13 protein-coding genes are annotated in these 18,564 nt (G+C 58.0%); 1 reads left to right on the plus strand and 12 read right to left on the minus strand.

Annotated elements, in window-relative coordinates:
• Window positions 1–22 precede the first annotated feature (22 nt).
• The 8 genes from ACOYXI_RS24685 to ACOYXI_RS24720 all read right to left on the minus strand — a co-directional run bounded on the left by ACOYXI_RS24685 (window position 23) and on the right by ACOYXI_RS24720 (window position 10,104).
• Window positions 23–1,507, minus strand: coding sequence for an APC family permease (locus ACOYXI_RS24685; RefSeq protein WP_266275603.1), 1,485 nt, complete (start codon window positions 1,505–1,507; stop codon window positions 23–25).
• 219 nt (window positions 1,508–1,726) lie between these two features.
• The gene (locus tag ACOYXI_RS24690) at window positions 1,727–3,151 is read right to left on the minus strand and encodes a gamma-aminobutyraldehyde dehydrogenase (RefSeq protein ID WP_461675401.1); all 1,425 of its coding nucleotides are present in this window, start codon (window positions 3,149–3,151) and stop codon (window positions 1,727–1,729) included.
• A gap of 172 nt (window positions 3,152–3,323) precedes the next feature.
• On the minus strand, window positions 3,324–4,133 hold the full coding sequence (locus tag ACOYXI_RS24695; RefSeq protein WP_098967399.1) for an ABC transporter permease: 810 nt from the start codon (window positions 4,131–4,133) through the stop codon (window positions 3,324–3,326).
• On the minus strand, window positions 4,123–5,058 hold the full coding sequence (locus ACOYXI_RS24700) for an ABC transporter permease (protein ID WP_096795795.1): 936 nt from the start codon (window positions 5,056–5,058) through the stop codon (window positions 4,123–4,125). Before ACOYXI_RS24700 ends, ACOYXI_RS24695 begins: the two co-directional genes overlap by 11 nt.
• 1 nt (window position 5,059) lies before the next feature.
• Window positions 5,060–6,097, minus strand: coding sequence for an ABC transporter ATP-binding protein (locus ACOYXI_RS24705; protein WP_461675402.1), 1,038 nt, complete (start codon window positions 6,095–6,097; stop codon window positions 5,060–5,062).
• Between the two features lie 269 nt (window positions 6,098–6,366).
• Window positions 6,367–7,518: a putative ABC transporter substrate-binding protein YdcS gene (gene ydcS / locus ACOYXI_RS24710; RefSeq protein WP_096795797.1), complete on the minus strand. Its 1,152-nt coding sequence runs from the start codon at window positions 7,516–7,518 to the stop codon at window positions 6,367–6,369.
• A gap of 83 nt (window positions 7,519–7,601) precedes the next feature.
• On the minus strand, window positions 7,602–9,059 hold the full coding sequence (locus ACOYXI_RS24715; RefSeq protein WP_134787552.1) for a gamma-aminobutyraldehyde dehydrogenase: 1,458 nt from the start codon (window positions 9,057–9,059) through the stop codon (window positions 7,602–7,604).
• Between the two features lie 130 nt (window positions 9,060–9,189).
• Entirely contained in the window at window positions 9,190–10,104 is a 915-nt protein-coding gene (locus ACOYXI_RS24720; protein ID WP_007967749.1) for a LysR family transcriptional regulator, read from the minus strand.
• A 178-nt stretch (window positions 10,105–10,282) separates the two neighbouring features.
• Between ACOYXI_RS24720 and ACOYXI_RS24725 the strand changes: the two genes are divergently transcribed.
• On the plus strand, window positions 10,283–10,993 hold the full coding sequence (locus tag ACOYXI_RS24725) for a tellurite resistance TerB family protein (RefSeq protein WP_461675403.1): 711 nt from the start codon (window positions 10,283–10,285) through the stop codon (window positions 10,991–10,993).
• Between the two features lie 15 nt (window positions 10,994–11,008).
• Here the strand turns inward: ACOYXI_RS24725 and ACOYXI_RS24730 are convergent, their stop codons facing one another.
• The 4 genes from ACOYXI_RS24730 to ACOYXI_RS24745 all read right to left on the minus strand — a co-directional run bounded on the left by ACOYXI_RS24730 (window position 11,009) and on the right by ACOYXI_RS24745 (window position 18,238).
• Window positions 11,009–11,680 (minus strand): hypothetical protein, encoded by a 672-nt coding sequence (locus tag ACOYXI_RS24730; RefSeq protein ID WP_098968482.1) that lies wholly within the window; start codon window positions 11,678–11,680, stop codon window positions 11,009–11,011.
• A 551-nt stretch (window positions 11,681–12,231) separates the two neighbouring features.
• A complete protein-coding gene (locus tag ACOYXI_RS24735; protein ID WP_461675404.1) occupies window positions 12,232–15,504 on the minus strand; it encodes a hypothetical protein in 3,273 nt (1,090 codons plus the stop codon).
• Window positions 15,501–17,591: a type VI secretion system Vgr family protein gene (locus tag ACOYXI_RS24740; RefSeq protein ID WP_134785517.1), complete on the minus strand. Its 2,091-nt coding sequence runs from the start codon at window positions 17,589–17,591 to the stop codon at window positions 15,501–15,503. Before ACOYXI_RS24740 ends, ACOYXI_RS24735 begins: the two co-directional genes overlap by 4 nt.
• Before the next feature lie 131 nt (window positions 17,592–17,722).
• Window positions 17,723–18,238: an Hcp family type VI secretion system effector gene (locus ACOYXI_RS24745; protein ID WP_003226246.1), complete on the minus strand. Its 516-nt coding sequence runs from the start codon at window positions 18,236–18,238 to the stop codon at window positions 17,723–17,725.
• Window positions 18,239–18,564: the final 326 nt, after the last annotated feature.

Here is an 18,564-nt window from a genome sequence, read left to right on the forward strand (position 1 = left end):
TCGGTGCCGGGGTCAGAAGCGCTTAGCGACTCACCTTCCAAGCATCCCCAGCCGGCGCCTTCCCATGGTCATACGGCTTGCCAATCCACATGTAAACCAGCCCCAGCCCAATCACGATCACCGTGCTCAACACCATCGCATAGTTCACATACCAAGCCGCATCCGGCGTACGCGGCCAGGCCATGTTGATGATCGCGCCGACGCCATACACCAGCGCGCCGATGTTCACTGGCCAGCCCCAGGCGCCGAGGGTGAATTTGCCGCTGGGTTTCCAGCCTTTCATCCGCGCATACAAAGCAGCCAGTACGATCATCTGGAACGCGAGGTAGATGCCGATGGCGGCGAAGCTGACGATGGTGGCCACGGCGTCTTGCAGGAAGAAGCCGAGGGCGATGATCAGGGCGGGCAGGACGCCGGACACGAACAGCGCGGCAACGGGCACCTGAGTTTTAGGAGAAATCTTTTTCAACAGTCGGCTGCCGATGACCATTTCATCGCGAGCGTAGGAGTACAGCAGACGACTCGCCGCAGCCTGCAGGCTGATGACGCAGGAGATGAAGGAAATCATTACCACGCCCATCACTACTTTCGAGCCGATCGGGCCGAAGGCGTTGTTGAGGATGGTGGTGACCGGGTCCTTGTCGGTGCCGTTGATCACCGCTTGCATGTCCGGCACGGCGAGGATCAGCGCCAGGCAGGCGAACATCGCCGCGACGCCGCCGATGTAGATGGTCATGCGCATGGCCACCGGGATTTTTGCGCTGGGGTTCGGAGTTTCTTCGGCAACGTCGCCGCAGGCCTCGAAGCCGTAGTAGAGGAACATCCCGGCCAGCGAAGCGGTGAGGAACGCCGGCAGGTACGAGCCGTCGACGCGGATGTCGAAGGTGTTGAACAGCACGCTCAGAGGCTGGTGACGCTCGAAGATCAGCAGGTACACGCCGACGATTACCGCGCCGACCAGTTCGCAGAGGAAGCCGAACATGGCGATACGCGCCAGCACTTTGGTGCCGCTCAGATTGACCAGCGTGGCGAACAAGGTCAGCACCAGCGCGATGACGATGTTGGTGTTGTTGCTCGGCTCAAACCCGAGCATCGCCGCCAGATACGGGCCGGCACCGACGGCCACCGCCGCGATGGTCACGCACAGGGCGATGGAGTAGATCCAGCCGACCATCCACGCCCATTTCTTGCCGACCAGACGCCGCGCCCATGGATAAACGCCACCGGAAATCGGGAACTGCGAAACCACTTCGCCGAAGATCAGGCACACCAGCAACTGGCCGCAACCGACCAGTAGATAGGCCCAGAACATCGGTGGCCCACCGGCCGCGAGGCACAGGCCGAACAGGGTATAAACCCCCACGACCGGTGACAGATAGGTGAACCCTAAAGCGAAGTTTTCCCACAGGCTCATGCTGCGGTTGAAGTTCGAGGTGTAGCCGAGTTTGCGCAGTTGTTCGGCATCGCTGTCGGCAACGGCGGCCGAGAGTTCGGGTGAGGCACTCATGTGTTTTGCTCCGGGAAATCGGCAGATTTCGGATGGCCGAAGCCGTGGCGGGGCTTTGTGGGCGCCGCCCGGGTCGGTAGTTATTGTTTTGGAATCCTGGTGGTGCGTAATGCCGGTTTTCTTCCTGAAACCGAGGTGACGCCTTCGCGAGCAAGCCCGCTCCCACCTTGGAATGCGTCCCCCTGTGGGAGCGGGCTTGCTCGCGAAGCTTTTAAAGGCTTAGTGCTTGAACATCACATGCCGAACCGTGGTGTAGTCCTCCAGCCCATACATGGACATGTCCTTGCCGTAACCGGACAATTTCTGACCGCCATGGGGCATTTCGCTGACGAGCATGAAGTGTGTGTTGACCCAGGTGCAGCCGTACTGCAACCGCGCCGACAAGCGATGCGCGCGTCCGACATCCGCCGTCCACACCGAGGAGGCGAGGCCGTAGTCGGAGTCGTTGGCCCACTCCAGCGCCTGCGCTTCATCGGTGAACTTGGTTACTGACACCACCGGCCCGAACACTTCGCGGCGGACGATCTCGTCATCCTGTTGCGCGTCGGCCAGCACCGTCGGCTCGAAGAAGAAACCGTCGCCTTCCACAGCCTTGCCACCGGTGATCAAGCGAATGTGCGACTGTGCCACGGCGCGTTCGACGAACGCGGCGACGCGGTCGCGATGTTGCGCGGTGATCAGCGGCCCCAACTCGGTCGACGGATCATCCTGCAAGCCGTACTTGATGCTGCTGACCGCCGCGCCGAGCTTCTCGACAAACTTGTCGTAGATGCCCTGCTGCGCGTAGATCCGGCACGCGGCGGTGCAGTCCTGCCCGGCGTTGTAGAAACCGAAGGTGCGGATGCCTTCGACGGCGGCATCGATGTCGGCGTCGTCGAAGATGATCACCGGCGCCTTGCCACCCAGTTCCATGTGCATGCGTTTGACGCTGTCGGCGGTCCTGGAAATGATGTTCGAGCCAGTGGCGATGGAGCCAGTCAGCGAGACCATGCGCACTTTAGGATGCGTGACCAACGGGCTGCCGACGGTAGGACCGCGACCGAACACCAGATTGAGTACACCGGCCGGGAAGATTTCCGACGCCAGTTCGGCCAGACGCAACGCGGTCAGCGGGGTTTGTTCCGACGGCTTGAGCACCACGGTATTACCGGCAGCGAGGGCCGGGGCGATTTTCCAGGCGACCATCATCAACGGGTAGTTCCACGGCGCGATGGACGCGATCACTCCCACCGGGTCGCGGCGGATCATCGAGGTGTGGCCGGGCAGGTATTCGCCACCGGCCGAACCGCTCATGCAACGACTGGCGCCAGCGAAGAAACGGAACACGTCGGCAATCGCCGGGATCTCGTCGTTCAGTGCAGCGCTGTAGGGTTTGCCGCAGTTGTCGGATTCGAGTTTCGCCAGTTCCTCGCCGTGGGCTTCGATGGCGTCGGCGAGTTTGAGCAGCAGCAGTGAACGGTCTTTCGGTGTGGTTTGCGACCATTCGGCGAACGCGTTATCGGCGGCGCGCACGGCGGCATCGACCTGGGCCTCGGAGGCTTCGTTGATCTCCACCAGTATGCTGCCGAGCGCCGGGTTGAGCACCGGTTGGGCCGGGCCTTCGCCGTTGACCAGGTGGCCGTTGATCAAGAGTCTGGTTTGCATGTCTGTTGTCCTCTTCGAAGCAATTGTTATTTTTCTGAAGAAACCGGGATCCATTGTGGGAGCGGGCTTGCTCGCGAAAGCGGTGGGTCAGCCGACATCAATGCTGAATTTGATTGCCTCTTCGCGAGCAAGCCCGCTCCCACATTTCGATCCAGTTTCTTCAGTTATTCGGTTATTTCTCGCCACTGCCCGCGACACTCTCGCCACCCCGGGTCAGGTAATACGCGCCGAGAATCGGCAGCATGGTCACCATCATCACCAGCATGGCGACGACGTTGGTCACCGGCACATCCCGTGGGCGGCTGAGCTGGTTGAGCAGCCACAACGGCAACGTGCGCTCATGCCCGGCGGTGAACGTGGTGACGATGATTTCGTCGAACGACAGCGCAAAGGCGAGCATGCCGCCGGCCAACAGCGCCGAGCCGAGGTTCGGCAGGATGATGTAGCGGAAGGTCTGCCAACCATCGGCACCCAGATCCATCGAGGCTTCGATCAAACTGTGCGAAGTACGCCGCAGACGGGCGATGACGTTGTTGTAGACGATCACCACGCAGAACGTCGCGTGACCAACGATGATGGTGAACATCCCCGGCTCGATCCCCAGTGTCTTGAACGTCGCCAGCAGCGCGATCCCGGTGATGATCCCCGGCAGGGCGATCGGCAAAATCAGCATCAGCGAAATGCCCTGCTTGCCGAAGAAATCGCGGCGGTACAACGCTGCCGAAGCCAGCGTACCGAGCACCATCGCGATCAACGTGGCGATGGCGGCAATCTGCAGCGAGAGCTTGATCGCCTCCAGCACATCCGGCCGCGAAAACGCCACGCTGAACCAGTGCAGGGTGAAGCCCTTCGGCGGAAAGCTGAACGCCGCTTCCTCGGTGTTGAAGGCGTAAAGAAAGATGATCAGGATCGGGAAGTGCAGAAACACCAACCCGCCCCAGGCGGCAATGCGCAGGCCCAGTGAAGCGCGCTCAGAGTGCATCGAAGGCCCCCAGACGTTTGACGATGGACAGGTAAACCGCGATCAGCACAATCGGCACCAACGTGAACGCTGCGGCCATCGGCATGTTGCCGATCGCACCTTGCTGCGCGTAGACCATGCTGCCGACGAAGTAGCCCGGCGGGCCCACCAGTTGCGGCACGATGAAATCGCCCAGGGTCAGCGAAAACGTGAAGATCGAACCGGCAGCAATCCCCGGGATCGACAACGGCAAAATCACCTGCATGAAGGTCTGGCGCGGCCTGGCGCCGAGATCGGCAGACGCCTGCAACAGCGACGGCGGCAGACGTTCCAGCGACGCTTGAATCGGCAGGATCATGAACGGTAGCCAGATGTAGACGAACACCATGAACCGCCCCAGATGCGAGGTCGACAGGGTGCTGCCGCCGACGCCGGGAATCCCCAGAATGAACTGCAACACCGGCTCCAGCCCCAGGTGCTGGACGAACCACTGCGCGACACCACCCTTGGCCAGCAGCAACGTCCAGGCGTAGGCCTTGACGATGTAACTGGCCCACATCGGCAGCATCACCGCGATGTAGAAAAACGCCTTGGTCTTGCCCGTGGTGTAGCGCGCCATGTAATAGGCAATCGGGAACGCGACGATGGCGCTGGCGATCGACACGACGATGGCCATGCTCAGCGTGCGCAGGATGATGTCGAAGTTGGACGGCTGGAACAGCGCGGCAAAATTCGCCAGCGTGAGGTCAGGGGTGACCGCCATGGTGAAGTCGTCAAAGGTGTAGAACCCCTGCCACAACAGCACCAGCAACGAGCCGAGGTAGATCGCGCCGAACCACAGCAACGGCGGCACCAGCAGCAGCGACAGATAAAGATTCGGCTTGCGATAGAGCAGGTTGGAAAACCGCCGCAACGGCGGTGCCTGGGTCATTGCGAGCGTGCTCATTTCAGACCCCGCTCGCGACGGTGTCATGCAGCGGGATCATCGCTTCCCGCGCCCAGCGTGCGCTCAGGCGCTGGCCGGTCTGGTGCTGCGCGCTGCTATCGATCCACTGATTGTTGGCGTGGCTGATGCTCAGGGTCTGGCCATTTTCCAGCGTCAGTTCATAGCGCGTGGCGCTGCCCTGATACTGGATGTCGTGGAGCAGACCGCTGACTTCGATTTCATGGCTGGTGAGCGGGCCTTCGGCAAAACGCACGTGTTCCGGGCGAATCGAAAACGGCTGCGGATGGCCGCTGAGCTGGCGCGCCAGATCGCCACGAATCACGTTCGAAGTACCGACGAATTCGGCGACGAAGGTTGTAGTGGGTTTCATGTACAGATTGCGCGGGGTGTCGACCTGTTCAATGCGGCCCTTGTTGAACACCGCCACGCGGTCGGACATCGACAGTGCTTCGGTCTGATCGTGAGTGACGAAGATGAAAGTGATGCCGAGCTGGCGTTGCAGCTTCTTCAGTTCACTCTGCATCTGCTCGCGCAATTTCAGGTCGAGGGCGCCCAATGGCTCATCAAGCAACAGCACGCGCGGGCGATTGACCAAGGCGCGGGCGAGGGCGACACGCTGGCGCTGACCGCCGGACAACTGCACCGGTTTGCGTGCGCCGTAGCCACCGAGGGCGACCATGTCCAACGCCTCTTCGGCGCGCTTGTGGCGTTCGGTTTTGCTCACGCCTTTGACCTTCAAGCCATAGGCGACGTTGTCCAGCACGTTCATGTGCGGGAACAGTGCGTAATCCTGGAAGACGGTGTTCACATCACGTTGATAGGGCGGCAGACCGGCGGCTTCGGCGCCGTGAATGCGGATCGAGCCGGCGCTCGGTTGTTCGAATCCGGCGATCAGGCGCAGGCAGGTGGTTTTGCCCGAGCCGGAAGGGCCGAGCATGGAAAAGAACTCGCCGTCCTGGATATCGATGGAAACCCGGTCAACGGCTTTCACTTCGCCGAACTGCCGGGAAACGTTGGTGAACTGGACTGCAAGCGTCATGGTGCGGTGCTCCGGTAAAGCGGGCTTTCAAAGAATGATCGGGTGTTGCGTCGAAAAGATCGCAGCCTGCGGCAGCTCCTACAGGAAGTGTGTAGGGCGCTGAAATTGCTTTTAGCTCCCTCTCCCTCCGGGAGAGGGCGGGGGGTGAGGGTGGCTTTATTGGCCATTGCTCTGAAATCAAGGGCAAAGCCAAAAGCCACCCCCTCACCCCAGCCCTCTCCCCCAGGGGGGGAGAGGGGAAAGGGAGTTAGACCAAGTTGCTCTCGGGCTTACCTGCCGCCCATGATCGCAATGTAATCCTGAGTCCAGCGGCTATAAGGCACGAACTTGCCGCCCTCGGCCTGCGGGGTTTTCCAGAAGGCGATCTTGTCGAACTGGTCGAAGCCATTGGTCTTGCAACCCTCGGCGCCGAGCAGTTCGCTCTCCTTGCACGCCGCCGGCACGGCTGGCAGCGAACCAAACCACGCCGCCACGTCACCCTGGACTTTCGGCTGCAACGACCAGTCCATCCACTTGTACGCGCAGTTCGGGTGCTTGGCTTCGGCGTGCAGCATGGTGGTGTCGGCCCAGCCGGTGGCGCCTTCTTTCGGGATGGTCGAGGCGATCGGCTGTTTCTCGTTGATCAGGCCGTTGACCTGATACGGCCAGGCGCTCGACGCGACAACACCTTCGTTCTTGAAGTCGCTCATTTGTACCGTGGTGTCGTGCCAGTAGCGGTGAATCAATGGCTGCTGCGCGCGCAGCAGATCGAGCACGGCCTTGTACTGCGCTTCGGTGAGTTGATACGGATCCTTGATCCCAAGCTCAGGTTTGGCGGTCTTCAGGTACAGCGCCGCATCGGCGATGTAGATCGGGCCGTCATAAGCCTGCACGCGGCCCTTGTTCGGTTTGCCGTCGGGGAAATTCTGCGCGTCGAACAGGACGTTCCAGCTGGTCGGCGGCGTCTTGAACACGTTGGTGTTGTACATCAGCACGTTCGGCCCCCACTGATACGGGGTGCCGTAGGTCTGGTTGTTGACCACGTACCACGGCGCATCTTTCAGCCGTGGATCGAGGGTTTTCCAGTTCGGGATCAACGCGGTGTTGATCGGTTGTACGCGCTTGCCGACGATCAACCGCAGCGAGGCATCACCCGACGCGGTGACCAGGTCGTAACCGCCCTTGGCCATCAGGCTGACCATCTCGTCGGAGGTCGCGGCGGTCTTGACGTTGACCTTGCAGCCGGTTTCTTTCTCGAAACCGCTCACCCAGTCGTAAGCCTTATCGCTCTCGCCACGTTCGATGTAGCCCGGCCAGGCCACGATATCCAGCTGACCCTCGCCGGCGCCGACCGCCTTCAGCGGCTCGGCAGCTTGCAGGCTGGCGCTGGCCAGCAAGGCTGTGGTGATTGCACTGAGCAGTGCGGTCTTGTGCACGAACATGGTTGAACCCTCTTCTTTAAATTATGGTCGGGGCAGTTGTGAACGCGGTGCAGCATGCCGTTGGCGGCTTGTTATTAGCGTAGTCAGAGATGCTGGCCGTGGCGGGCCATGATGTGCCGCACCACGCTGTAGTCCTGCAGCGAGTCACTGGATAAGTCTTTGCCGTATCCCGAGCGTTTCAGCCCGCCGTGGGGCATTTCGCTGACCAGCATGAAATGGCTGTTGATCCACGTGCAGCCGTACTGCAAACGGGCGGCGACCTGCATTGCCTTGTCTAGATTCTGCGTCCACACCGACGAGGCGAGGCCGTATTCGGAGTCGTTGGCCCAGTCCACGGCTTGCGCGAGTTCGTCGAAGCGGGTCACGGTGACCACCGGGCCGAACACTTCGCGCTGGACGATTTCATCAGTCTGTTTGCAACCGGCCAGCAGCGTCGGCTGGTAGAAGAACCCAGCGCCGGAATGCACCGCCGCGCCGGTCACGCGCTCGATGTGCGGCTGGCCGAGGGCACGCTCGACGAAACTGGCGACGCGGTCGCGCTGGCGGGTGCTGATCAGCGGGCCGATCTCGTTGTCGGCATCGCGCTTGCCGGCGAAGCGCAGGCTGCTGACCGCTGCGCCGAGTTCGGCGACCAGTTTGTCGTGAATGCCTGTTTGCGCGTAGATCCGGCACGCGGCGGTGCAGTCCTGCCCGGCGTTGTAGTAACCGTAGGTGCGCACGCCGTCGACCACCGCTTGAATATCCGCGTCGTTGCAGACGATCACCGGGGCCTTGCCGCCGAGTTCCAGGTGTGTGCGTTTGAGGGTTTTCGCTGCAGCCTGGAGAATCTTCTGCCCGGTGACGATATCGCCGGTCAGCGAGACCATGCGCACCTTGGCGTGCCCGACCAGATGGCTGCCGACGCCTTCACCGCCGCCGCAGATGATGTTGATCACCCCGCGCGGCAGGATCTCGGCGAGTGCTGGCGCCAGTGCGAGGATCGACAGCGGTGTGTGTTCGGATGGCTTGAACACCAGCGTATTGCCGGCGGCGAGGGCCGGGGCGATTTTCCACGCGGCCATCATGATCGGGTAGTTCCACGGCGCAATCGACGCCACCACGCCAATCGGATCGCGACGCACCATGCTGGTGTAACCCGGCAGGTACTCGCCACTGAGCTGACCGGTCTGGCAGCGCACGGCACCAGCGAAGAAGCGGAACACGTCGACGGTGGCGGTCAGATCGTCCTGCCGCGCCAGGTGCAGCGGCTTGCCGCAGTTCAGCGCTTCGAGGCGAGCGAGGTAATCGGCGTGTTTTTCAACGGCGTTGGCGATGTCCAGCAGCAGGTTGGAACGTTGTTGCGGCGTGGTGCGCGACCATTCGCCAAAAGCGCGATGGGCGGCGAGGATCGCGGTTTCGACCTGCTCGGTGCTGGCCTCGGCGATGTGGGTGAGGATTTCACCGCTGGCCGGGTTGAGGATCGGTTCGACAAAACCCTGCCCGGCGACCAGTTCGCCGTCGATCAACAACGCGGTACACATCGGGGTCTGCACGCCAGCCATTTTCCGCGATCTCTTTTCTTGTGTGGTCATTGTGGCTCCCGTGCCCGGGAGCCGACCGTCTTATAGATGCAGCAAGACTAGTGCGCGGCTCCGAGGTCGACAAATTCTAAATACTGAAGGTGGCATTCGATTAAATAGATGGCTTGCGTCCGCCGTGCGGTTGTTCGCGGGCCACGGTCAAAAACGGGTCGACCAGAGCGGGACGTGCAGTACCGCGGCGCCAGGCCAGTCCGACGTCGAGGGTCTGGTTGAGGTCGGCGATCGGCCGCGCTTCAATGATGTCGCCTTCAAGTGACCATGGGCGGTAAGTCATGTCCGGCTGGATCGACACACCCAAACCCGCCGCCACCAGACTTCGCACGGCTTCGGTAGAGGCGGTGCGCAGAGTAATCTTCGGTTGCAGCCCGGCGCCGCGCCAAAGCCTTTGGGCGTTGCGATCCATTTCATCAACATTCAGTTGAATCAGCGGTTCGCGAGCGACGTCGGCGAGGTTGATGCTGTCGTGTTCCAGCAGCGGATGCTGGGCCGGCAGCCACAGACGATGCGGCGAGTGAGTCAGCACTTCGGTCTGCAGGGCGTGGCGGTCTTCGAGGTTGGAGAGAATCAGCACGCCGACATCGATCTCGCCGCTGACCAGCAAATGCTCGATGTACGGCCGCTCGTCCTCCATCACGCGAATCTCGACGTTGGGATAGGCACGCTGGAACCGGGTCAGTAAATCGGCGAGGTAATAACCGGCGACCAGGCTGGTTACGCCGACGATCAACTGTCCGGCGACCTGATCGGTGCTCTGTTGCAGGCTGCGCTTGGCGTTATCCACCGTGGCCAGAATCAGGTGCGCCTGCCGCAGGAACTGGTGGCCCTGGTGAGTCAGGGTCATGCCCTTGGCGTGGCGGCTGAACAGGCTGACGCCGATTTCCTCTTCCAGTTGCTGAATCGCCAGGGTCAGGGTCGATTGGGAAATGAACGCGGTTTGCGCGGCGGCGGAAATCGAGCCGGTCTCGGCCACCGCGATGAAGTGACGGATCTGACGCAGGGTCATCATGAGGGGGGGTACCCGGTGGGCGGTTTTTATAGATTGGCCTGAGTGTATATCTATTTTCGCGAAGGGCCTGCGCCTGCTGAGCAACATCTGGAAGCACACTTGCGGGCAGGGCCGGGGCACTTTCGAACTAGGCTGAGGGCCTGATAGATCCGGATAACCCCTGTTTTGGAGGCGGAATATGAACACCCGTGGATTGCTCGATCAACTACTCAAGTCTGGCCAGGATCTTTTGCAGAACAAGGCCGGTGGCGCGCAGAACAAACCCGCGGCTGGCGGGCTGGGCGGTTTGCTGGGTGGGTCTTCAGGCTCCGGTGCGCTGGGCGGCCTGCTCTCGGGGGCAGGCGGTGGTGCTCTGGCGGCCGGGGCCATGGGCCTGCTGCTCGGCAGCAAAAAGGCGCGAAAGGTCGGCGGCAAAGTTGCGGTCTACGGTGGCCTCGCTGCCCTTGGTGTGCTGGCCTATAAGGCTTACGGCAACTGGAACGCCCAGAAAGGCACCGCCCCACAAACTGAACCGCAAACCCTGGATCGTCTGCCACCGGCGCAAGCCGAGCAGCACAGCCAGGCGATTCTCAAGGCACTGGTCGCCGCCGCCAAGGCTGACGGCCACATTGATGACCGTGAGCGCCAGTTGATCGAAGGCGAGTTCACCAAACTCGACAACGATCAGGAACTGCAACACTGGCTGCACGCCGAACTTAACAAACCCCTCGACCCAAGCGACGTCGCCCGTGCTGCGAGCACACCGGAAATGGCGGCGGAGATGTACATCGCCAGTGTGATGCTGGTGGATGAGGAGAGCTTTATGGAGAAGAGCTACCTGGATGAACTGGCGAAGCAGTTGAAGCTGGAGCCGGGGTTGAAGGTTGAGTTGGAGAAGCAGGTGCGATAGTTGTGAATTGATACCTCATCCAGGCCGATGAACATCATCAAAATCATCGGCCTTCGGAGTAGCAACGATGCCTTTCGCTTCTTGAGCGCGGTAATACGCCTCAATCGTCAACAATGGATCGATACGCGCTTTGACAATGCAAGCTTCCTTTTGCCATGGATACTCATGTAACTGCTTGGACAGAGTCTTCAGACCACCTGTGATCCATCCCTTTTCCGACTGATCCCTCCATCGTCTTGTGTTGCGGCCTGTTTTCACATCGTAGGCTGCAGTTACGGGATCAAGATGGCGGCTTTGCTCAAGCACAGGCAAGTCGGGCAATGGCTGCGTTACATCCATGTAGCGCTGCAGGCAGTCCCAGAAAGCGAGTGCGTTGGCCTGATCCAGCCCGAGCGAGTGAACCTTGGTGGCCAAGCAAATTTTATTATCCGTATAGCGGTGATTTAACCACAGCGCATAGTCATGGGAGCCGAAGCCATTAGGAAGCAGCTGAAGCACTGGGTCGAACTCTTCAAACGGGGCAACGAATAACTTTCGGAAACGCCTTTTGAACCTGAGCATGCCGTCAGTTCGATTGAATTCGCTGCCATCGTGTGTGCTGATTTTGCTATGAATCCACAGCAGTGCGTCGGTACCAAGGGACGCTACGAAATACAGAAAGGCGCCTGCCCATAGGGCGATACACATAGAGTTTGCACTGAATAATGAGTCTTTTATCCAATAGGTAGCAATTGCACCGGCTACAAATCCCAATATTTGCATGTGGTGAAGAAATTTATTTCCCGTCATGAATAACACGAGAGAGGAGAGCATCAAAATGGCAGTTGAAATACCAATGATCGCTCCTCCTGCGGTGCCAGGGTTGCCATATCCTAACTCTGTGCCTATAGAACCAAAGACCCCCAAAACCCAAGGCGCCCAGATGAACGAATAGCTGATGAGCTTAAGTACGAAGAAAAAATGGGTGGCTTTGCTGGCGTTCTGAAACTTCCAGCGTTCATGACTGCAATAGGATTCTATAACGTTATCGATTTTTTTATCCGAGTCAGAAAGTCTGATCGCTTCAAGTTGAGAGCTGACTTCCACCTCCGGTTCTAAATTGGCGTAATTGCCAAATGCGAGATGAGTGTTAAACATTCCGGTCCGGTTTGCATCTTCCGGCCAGCGAGGTGGTGGCAAAGGTTTTTTGCTATCGCTTCGATATGCTCCAATCGTATAAGTCGTATCTCTTTCTGTAATCATACTTTAGACTCGATTATCTCAATCTGCCAATAAGCTGGTGCGTCCTCGGCTGGAATTTTATCCGAAGGTGTTTGGCGATCTTTAGAAGTAAATGCTTTCCATTTTTTTGGGCTAGGTTGAGGCAGCACTAAAATATCTTCTGTTTCGTTAACGCTGAGTTCAAATTGCGCGCTGATTTTAAGCCCCTCCGTCATGTCAAAGCTATAGCGTTGCAGTGGATTAAGGTGCACGACGGGAAGGCTAGGTGACAGAATGTACAGTACACTGGTCGCATCGAGTGGTAAGGCAGAGATCTTTGGATTCGTCGCCGGTACACGGTGATACCGTTTGACCGCTAATAATCCAGACTTCTCTAATTTGCTTTGGAATTCTTGTACGATCAATCGGAACTTTTTATCATTTTCAAACATTGCGAGTAGAGGCGAGCTCAAAACTACAGCCCAGTCATTGTCATTCAGCAGTTGCTTTTCAGGAAGCACGCATTCCAGTGCCGAGTCAGGCTTTTTTGACCGATTGTTATCTGCGTTTTGTAATGCGATTCGATGAGCCGCTGGCGCCTTTTTGCGCCATTGCGATAAGCGCTCAACAAATATCTGGGGCCTCCCGATGATGCCCAGAAGTTGCTGATAAGCTATTTTCTGGTCTTTTAAATGGGTAAAAATATCACTCTTGCCAATGAGGCTATCCAACATTCCTGCCTCGGCAAATTGAATCCCAAAAGGGCCTTTTTTTACGATTATTTCAGTATCGCTGTCAGTGAATATATTCGCAGCAATTGTGCCGCCGACAGTCATTAACACGCCAGCGAGCAAGATGTATGGATTTACAACCAGACCTAATCCATAAGCGCCCCACAAGCCGCTGCCAACTGCAACAACTCCATACGCTGCGGCGGCATCAGTATCGCCCTGACTGAAGGATCGGTAACTGTCCCATCCGCCCAGTACCGCACCTCCAAGGGTTGCGATACCGCCTACCGAACGAAGTAATGGTAGTTTTGAACTGCCCGTCTGGTTTTTTAGATTCTTTGCCCAGTTTGTGGAGATTTTCGCTATGTCAAATCGCGGCTTGGTTAACTTTTGCTCCATCGTTGAACCGAGTAGTAGCTTGCTGTGGCTTCCCAGCGCTGCAGATAAATCCAGTGTTGCGCTGGCTATCCCTGCGCTTCCTCGAAGGGTCTCATCACTACTGTTGAGGTCTTTATAGGCTTTTATCTGTGCCCAAATATTATATGTTGCAAACGCAACCATGAGTGTTGGTATTGTTTTGTTTTTCTCTAAAGTTTGCGTAGCTGAACTCATTTGTACGCGAAAGGCGCTGTAACTTGCCAGGTCCGGGTGGTCCTTGGGTATTGCAATTACGGTTAAGTTACGCAGGCTTGGTCGTGAGGAGGCGCCGATTCGTGGACTTGTGCTACCTAAAATTCCACCTGATTGATTATGCAACGTCGCATAGCGATAACTTTTTCTGGTTAGTGCCTGACGTTCGACTTCAGTGATTCCACCGCGCAAACCAGCGCCTTGTACACCAATAACAACATAATCCTGTGCGAGCGCTTGGCCTTGTTGCATCAGTTTTATAGTTGCTACTTTTGGCAGTAGCACTGAGAGTGTAGAAAATGCGGGCGTGAATATACGATCAAGCTGAATTTTTGAGGCGTTTTGAGATAGTCGGCCAATTTGCGCGACTACACTTGCGCCAAAGTTATCGAATAAGTCAGCGAGAAAATAAACGAAACCCTTCCCCGCACTTGGCTGATCCACTGCTCCGGTCAACGTGGATGTCAGGATCAAAGTACTCAGCCCGGTCAATGCTGGGTCGGGCGCTTGGGCTGTTTTTCGAAGTTTGATAATTCGTTTTATCGTCTCTGGAAGCTGTTCCTGGTTTTTTGCTAATAACAGTGAGCCAAGCGGGTGCTCACCTTTCAATATGGCCTCGCAAATGCGATTTGCGGACGTAGTAATCTCTTTGTATCCTTCACCGGTATACATTGCATCGCAACGATCAGGTAACTGATTGAGCGCCTCAAGTATTTCGGTCATTAAACTGTAAGGCTCTAAGAGGCCCTCATCATTTCTATAGCACCAGTCAAGAAGGACTGTGTGCACTTTTCTGTCAGTTATTTCAATAAGGCGAGCCAGTCTTGCGGCCAATTGCTCTCGACATTTTTTTCGCTCCTCTTCAAATACGACACTCTGCAATTTGGGCAAATCGACCTTGTCTTTTAAGTCGGCCAATGGCCCTTCGAGCGTGCTGTACAAAACCTGAGCATATTGTCCATGTTGCTGATGGGGAACAAGAGCATTCAGAGTCTGCAGATAATCAACACATTCGCGAATTTGCGTCGTCGCGTGGCGCACTTCGTATAGCGGATCGTCGAGAATCATCCCAATCAGATGCGGGTAACCACGCAGTCCGTTTTGGGTCAGCAAATCCTCTCCAGCCTCCAGGGTCGGTAGAGCCGGCGGTGGCGCGTGTTTTATTTTTTGAGCGAGCTCTTCTTTGCGCTTTTGCAGCTTCACGATTAGCGCATCGGGTTTGAAGGCTGCGAAGTCCGGCGTGAACTGTGCAGGATCTTCCATAGCCGCTTCAATGCTGAAGTCGCGTGAACGCAGGCCTTTGGTCAGTTTTGCGATCGGTGTCGCGGGGTGAATTGATGTGGGTTTCCAGATCGTCGTCTCACCCGCTGTTGCTGCCCAGGCGGAGGCCATATTTTGGCTGCGGGCCCTTATTCGGCTCGGGTCTTCTTCCAGCCAGGTGATGTATTCCCACGTCCAGGAAACTTCACTAAAAGCCATGCTGAATTGTCGACCCAAAAAGCGGCCGTCGAGCATCATCGGTACCAGGATCAACTGCTGATTGACGCCTACTGGCTCACGTTTATCGGCGTTGCCTTTTTGATCCGCCACTTTTCGCCAGTGGACCAGGTCGACTTCGGCCAACTGCCCTTTACCATCAGTAACGAGTTCACGCCAAACCTTGTTGTTTTGGAACACATAGACGCGACCCACCCGCGGCACGCCGCCCTGCAGCGTTTCATTGAGCTTGTCGTGGCCGGGCAGGCGGGCCAGAGGTGTGACTGCAAGCACAATATTTTTCTGGAACCTGTCCAGTTCTTCAGTGGTTTTCGCGTCCACCATGACGGGAATCTGCAGGTGCCCGCCGTCGATACGTTCTACGTTAAGCACCAGCCGGTATTTTTGATCATTCTCGTAGTCGACCTTCTTACGCGTTCCTTCGTTAATGGACTTGTCCTTGAACTCACTCATGCCTTGTCCTCTGGCCCCAGCAATTGCAATTGGCTGCCTGATTCGGGATCGCCCCACACATCGACGATGAGGGCCTCTTTACCTTTTTCGCTGGTATTTCTCGCGGCGGGTTTATTTAGCGGTGCGTTGCCCAGGAGTTGTCCGACCGGCGCGGTATCTGCTGGCTTGGGTGGCACTGGCAGTGCCGCTGCAGCTCCCGTCCCGCTAACTGGACTGCCGCCGGAGTTCATGTCTATCACCGGGCCGCTCAGTGTAACGCCACTGGCGTCGATCTTGATGAAGCTGCCGCCGCCAATCAGGGTCAGTTCGCTACCGGCTTCCATTACGATTTTGGTGCCACTATCAAGATGAATCTCTTGGCCGGCGTCGATGAACTGACCGGTGCCGATCTTGATGTGCTGGTTGACGCCCACGGTCAGGTGGTCGTTGGCGCGGGCTTCGACTTTGCGGTCTTCGTAGACGGTGTGATGTTCTTCGGCTTTGAATTCCGTGTAGCTGTTCTGCTCGACGGTGTCGTGGCGTTCGTTACCGACGCGGATCTTCTGGTCGTGCTCGATGTTCTCGTCCCAGTCGCGCTGGGCGTGGAGGAAGATCTGCTCCTGACCTTTTTTGTCTTCGATGCGCAGTTCGTTGTAACCGCCGCCCCCCATCGAGCTCAGGGTTTTGAAGGTGCTACGGGTCTTGTTTGCCGGCAGCTCATACGGGACGGTGTTTTCCTTGTGGTACAGGCAGCCGCTGATCAGCGGTTGATCGGGGTCGCCTTCAAGGAAGGTGACCAGCACTTCCATGCCGATACGCGGGATGGCGATGCCGCCGTACTGGGCGCCGGCCCAGGCGCTGGAGACGCGCAGCCAGCAGCTGGTCTTGTCGTCGGCCTGGCCTTCGCGGTCCCAGTGGAATTGCACTTTGACCCGACCGTACTGGTCGCAGTGGATCTCTTCACCTTTGGGGCCGGTGACCACGGCGCTCTGGCTGCCGAGGATGCGCGGTTTCGGATGGCGCAGCGGTGGACGGTTCGGCACGTCCCACGGCGTTGCCTGGAAGCGGTTGCGATAGCCCTGATGGAAATCGTCTTTCAGTGCGGTGGTGTCGCTGGTTACCGATTCTTCCAGCACTTGCGGCTGCTTGCCTTCGTGCAGGACTTCAGTGAGCAGCCACAGGTCGTTCCACTTGGCCTTCGGGTGCTCGGTCAGGGCGAGGAAGTGGCCGCTGACCAGCAGCGGCTGATCGCTCTTGCCTTCGGCGAGCTGGAAGTCGCTGCGGTGACGTTCGAGGGCGCGTTTGGCCAAGTGCTTGCCGCGCTCGCGGTCGATGAAGCGGCCCGGGTAGTCGTAGTCTTCGAGATCGGGCAGGGCGTCGCCGCGGTTTTCGCTTTCCAGGGTCAGGCGCGGTTTTTCGAAGTCGTAATCGCGGCGCGTGGTACGGCTGGTGCGGGTTTCCAGGCGCAGGTCGAAACGCTTGATCACCGGGTTACTGGCGACCATGCCGGAGTCTTGCTGGTAGGCCACAGGCTGGAGTTTCGGGAACACCGTCTGGTCATCGCCGAACACCAGCTTGTGCGCCGTGGCGCTGTGCTGGAAGTGGTAGTGAATACCTTCTTCCTCGCACAGACGCTGGATGAAATGCAGGTCCGATTCATCGTATTGCACGCAGTAGATGCGCTCGGGATAGATCGAACCGGTCTTGAATTCGTAGGCGTTGCTCTGGATGCCGTGCTCTTCGAGAACCATGCCGATGATTTTCGGCACCGTGAGGTTCTGGAAGATCCGTTGGTTGACGCGGTGCGCCAAGTACGACAATTGCGGGCGCAGGGTCACCGAATAGCGCGTCAGGCGCTTGCCGGAATCGCCCTGGGCGGCGCGGTAGATCTGGCCGTGGATGCCGCTGCCATCGGGCGACAGCTGCAGAAAGGCCGGTTTGTGCAGCAGGGTTTCGAGGTCCAGCGACGGCTGCTCACTGACCAGCTCCACCTCAAAGACAAAAGGCTGGCTGATGGCTTCCCGGCCGGTCAGGGTGAATACCTGAAAATCGGCGGAGAGCCCTTCGATGGTCAGGGCAAAGTGGGTTTCATTGGCCGGCGCGAACATCCCTTGTTCCTCGTGCTGTACAGCGGCGTTCGTCGACAACCGCAAGGCGGTTCAACGCACGCGAAATTCTGGAGGGGCGTAAACAACATCGACCAGCAGGGCTGGTCGATGCTTGTAACGATCAGCCGTAATTAAACGACTGGAGCACGCCAGTCATCGGAACCCGAAGTACCGGATACTTCGTGGGTCCAGGTGATTTTGCGGTAGGTGAACTGCACTTCTTCCAGGTGGGTGAAGTGCGAGTTGCCTGGATCCTGGCAGTTGTGCATTTTGTTGTTGATGGCGACGATGATCGCGTCTTCCAGTTTGGTGGTGTAGTAGTGCTCTTGAGTACCTTGAGCAGAAGTACGGTACCACTGGATAACGATTTCGCTCATGCGCTCGCCGGAGGTCAGAGCAGCTTGCAGCAGAGGCGAAGCCTTGTCGTAGACCTTGGTGATGATCACTGGCTTGTGAACGCGCTGACCGGTTGGCTGACCGGATTGCGGGTCACGCGGGATGATCACGTCGTGGCTGAAAGCCTGAACCATGACCTGGTCTTCGTGGCCTTCCTGGTAGGTGTTGCCAACGGAGTCGGCGGTGAAGGCGCCGGCAGTGATCAGGCCTTGTTTTTCGCCGGTAACCGACATGTACGCTGGTGTTGCCATGGGGTGCTCTCCTTGCGGATAAATTTAGGGTGCCCGGGAGGCGAAATCGCCCGGTGGGTGCCTGACTGTTATCAAGGAGCGTGCCAGATTTGCCAAGGACTCCGTGATCCGGGGGTTAAACTGCTCTAAAGGTCATGTTTCAAGATGTTTCATGCCAAAAAAATGCGAAAAGTGCGCAACTTCTTGCGCAGTGGTGTGCAAGAAGTTGCGCACTCGGCTACAGGCTCCGGCACACGGGCTCTGTAGCAATTCGAGTAGCGAAAAAACGCGATCAAGTGCGCAAGAAGTTGCGCATAAAGGCGCATTGCCATTATTTGGCGAGATGT

Source organism: Pseudomonas sp. G3-19, assembly GCF_054855875.1.

What these genes read in the sequence shown, in the direction of transcription:
- ACOYXI_RS24685 (WP_266275603.1), bottom strand. Translation starts at nt 1,507, where the DNA reads ATGAGTGCCTCACCCGAACTCTCGGCCGCCGTTGCCGACAGCGATGCC.
- ACOYXI_RS24690 (WP_461675401.1), bottom strand. Translation starts at nt 3,151, where the DNA reads ATGCAAACCAGACTCTTGATCAACGGCCACCTGGTCAACGGCGAAGGC.
- ACOYXI_RS24695 (WP_098967399.1), bottom strand. Translation starts at nt 4,133, where the DNA reads ATGCACTCTGAGCGCGCTTCACTGGGCCTGCGCATTGCCGCCTGGGGC.
- ACOYXI_RS24700 (WP_096795795.1), bottom strand. Translation starts at nt 5,058, where the DNA reads ATGAGCACGCTCGCAATGACCCAGGCACCGCCGTTGCGGCGGTTTTCC.
- ACOYXI_RS24705 (WP_461675402.1), bottom strand. Translation starts at nt 6,097, where the DNA reads ATGACGCTTGCAGTCCAGTTCACCAACGTTTCCCGGCAGTTCGGCGAA.
- ydcS (WP_096795797.1), bottom strand. Translation starts at nt 7,518, where the DNA reads ATGTTCGTGCACAAGACCGCACTGCTCAGTGCAATCACCACAGCCTTG.
- ACOYXI_RS24715 (WP_134787552.1), bottom strand. Translation starts at nt 9,059, where the DNA reads ATGGCTGGCGTGCAGACCCCGATGTGTACCGCGTTGTTGATCGACGGC.
- ACOYXI_RS24720 (WP_007967749.1), bottom strand. Translation starts at nt 10,104, where the DNA reads ATGATGACCCTGCGTCAGATCCGTCACTTCATCGCGGTGGCCGAGACC.
- ACOYXI_RS24725 (WP_461675403.1), top strand. Translation starts at nt 10,283, where the DNA reads ATGAACACCCGTGGATTGCTCGATCAACTACTCAAGTCTGGCCAGGAT.
- ACOYXI_RS24730 (WP_098968482.1), bottom strand. Translation starts at nt 11,680, where the DNA reads ATGTGTATCGCCCTATGGGCAGGCGCCTTTCTGTATTTCGTAGCGTCC.
- ACOYXI_RS24735 (WP_461675404.1), bottom strand. Translation starts at nt 15,504, where the DNA reads ATGAGTGAGTTCAAGGACAAGTCCATTAACGAAGGAACGCGTAAGAAG.
- ACOYXI_RS24740 (WP_134785517.1), bottom strand. Translation starts at nt 17,591, where the DNA reads ATGTTCGCGCCGGCCAATGAAACCCACTTTGCCCTGACCATCGAAGGG.
- ACOYXI_RS24745 (WP_003226246.1), bottom strand. Translation starts at nt 18,238, where the DNA reads ATGGCAACACCAGCGTACATGTCGGTTACCGGCGAAAAACAAGGCCTG.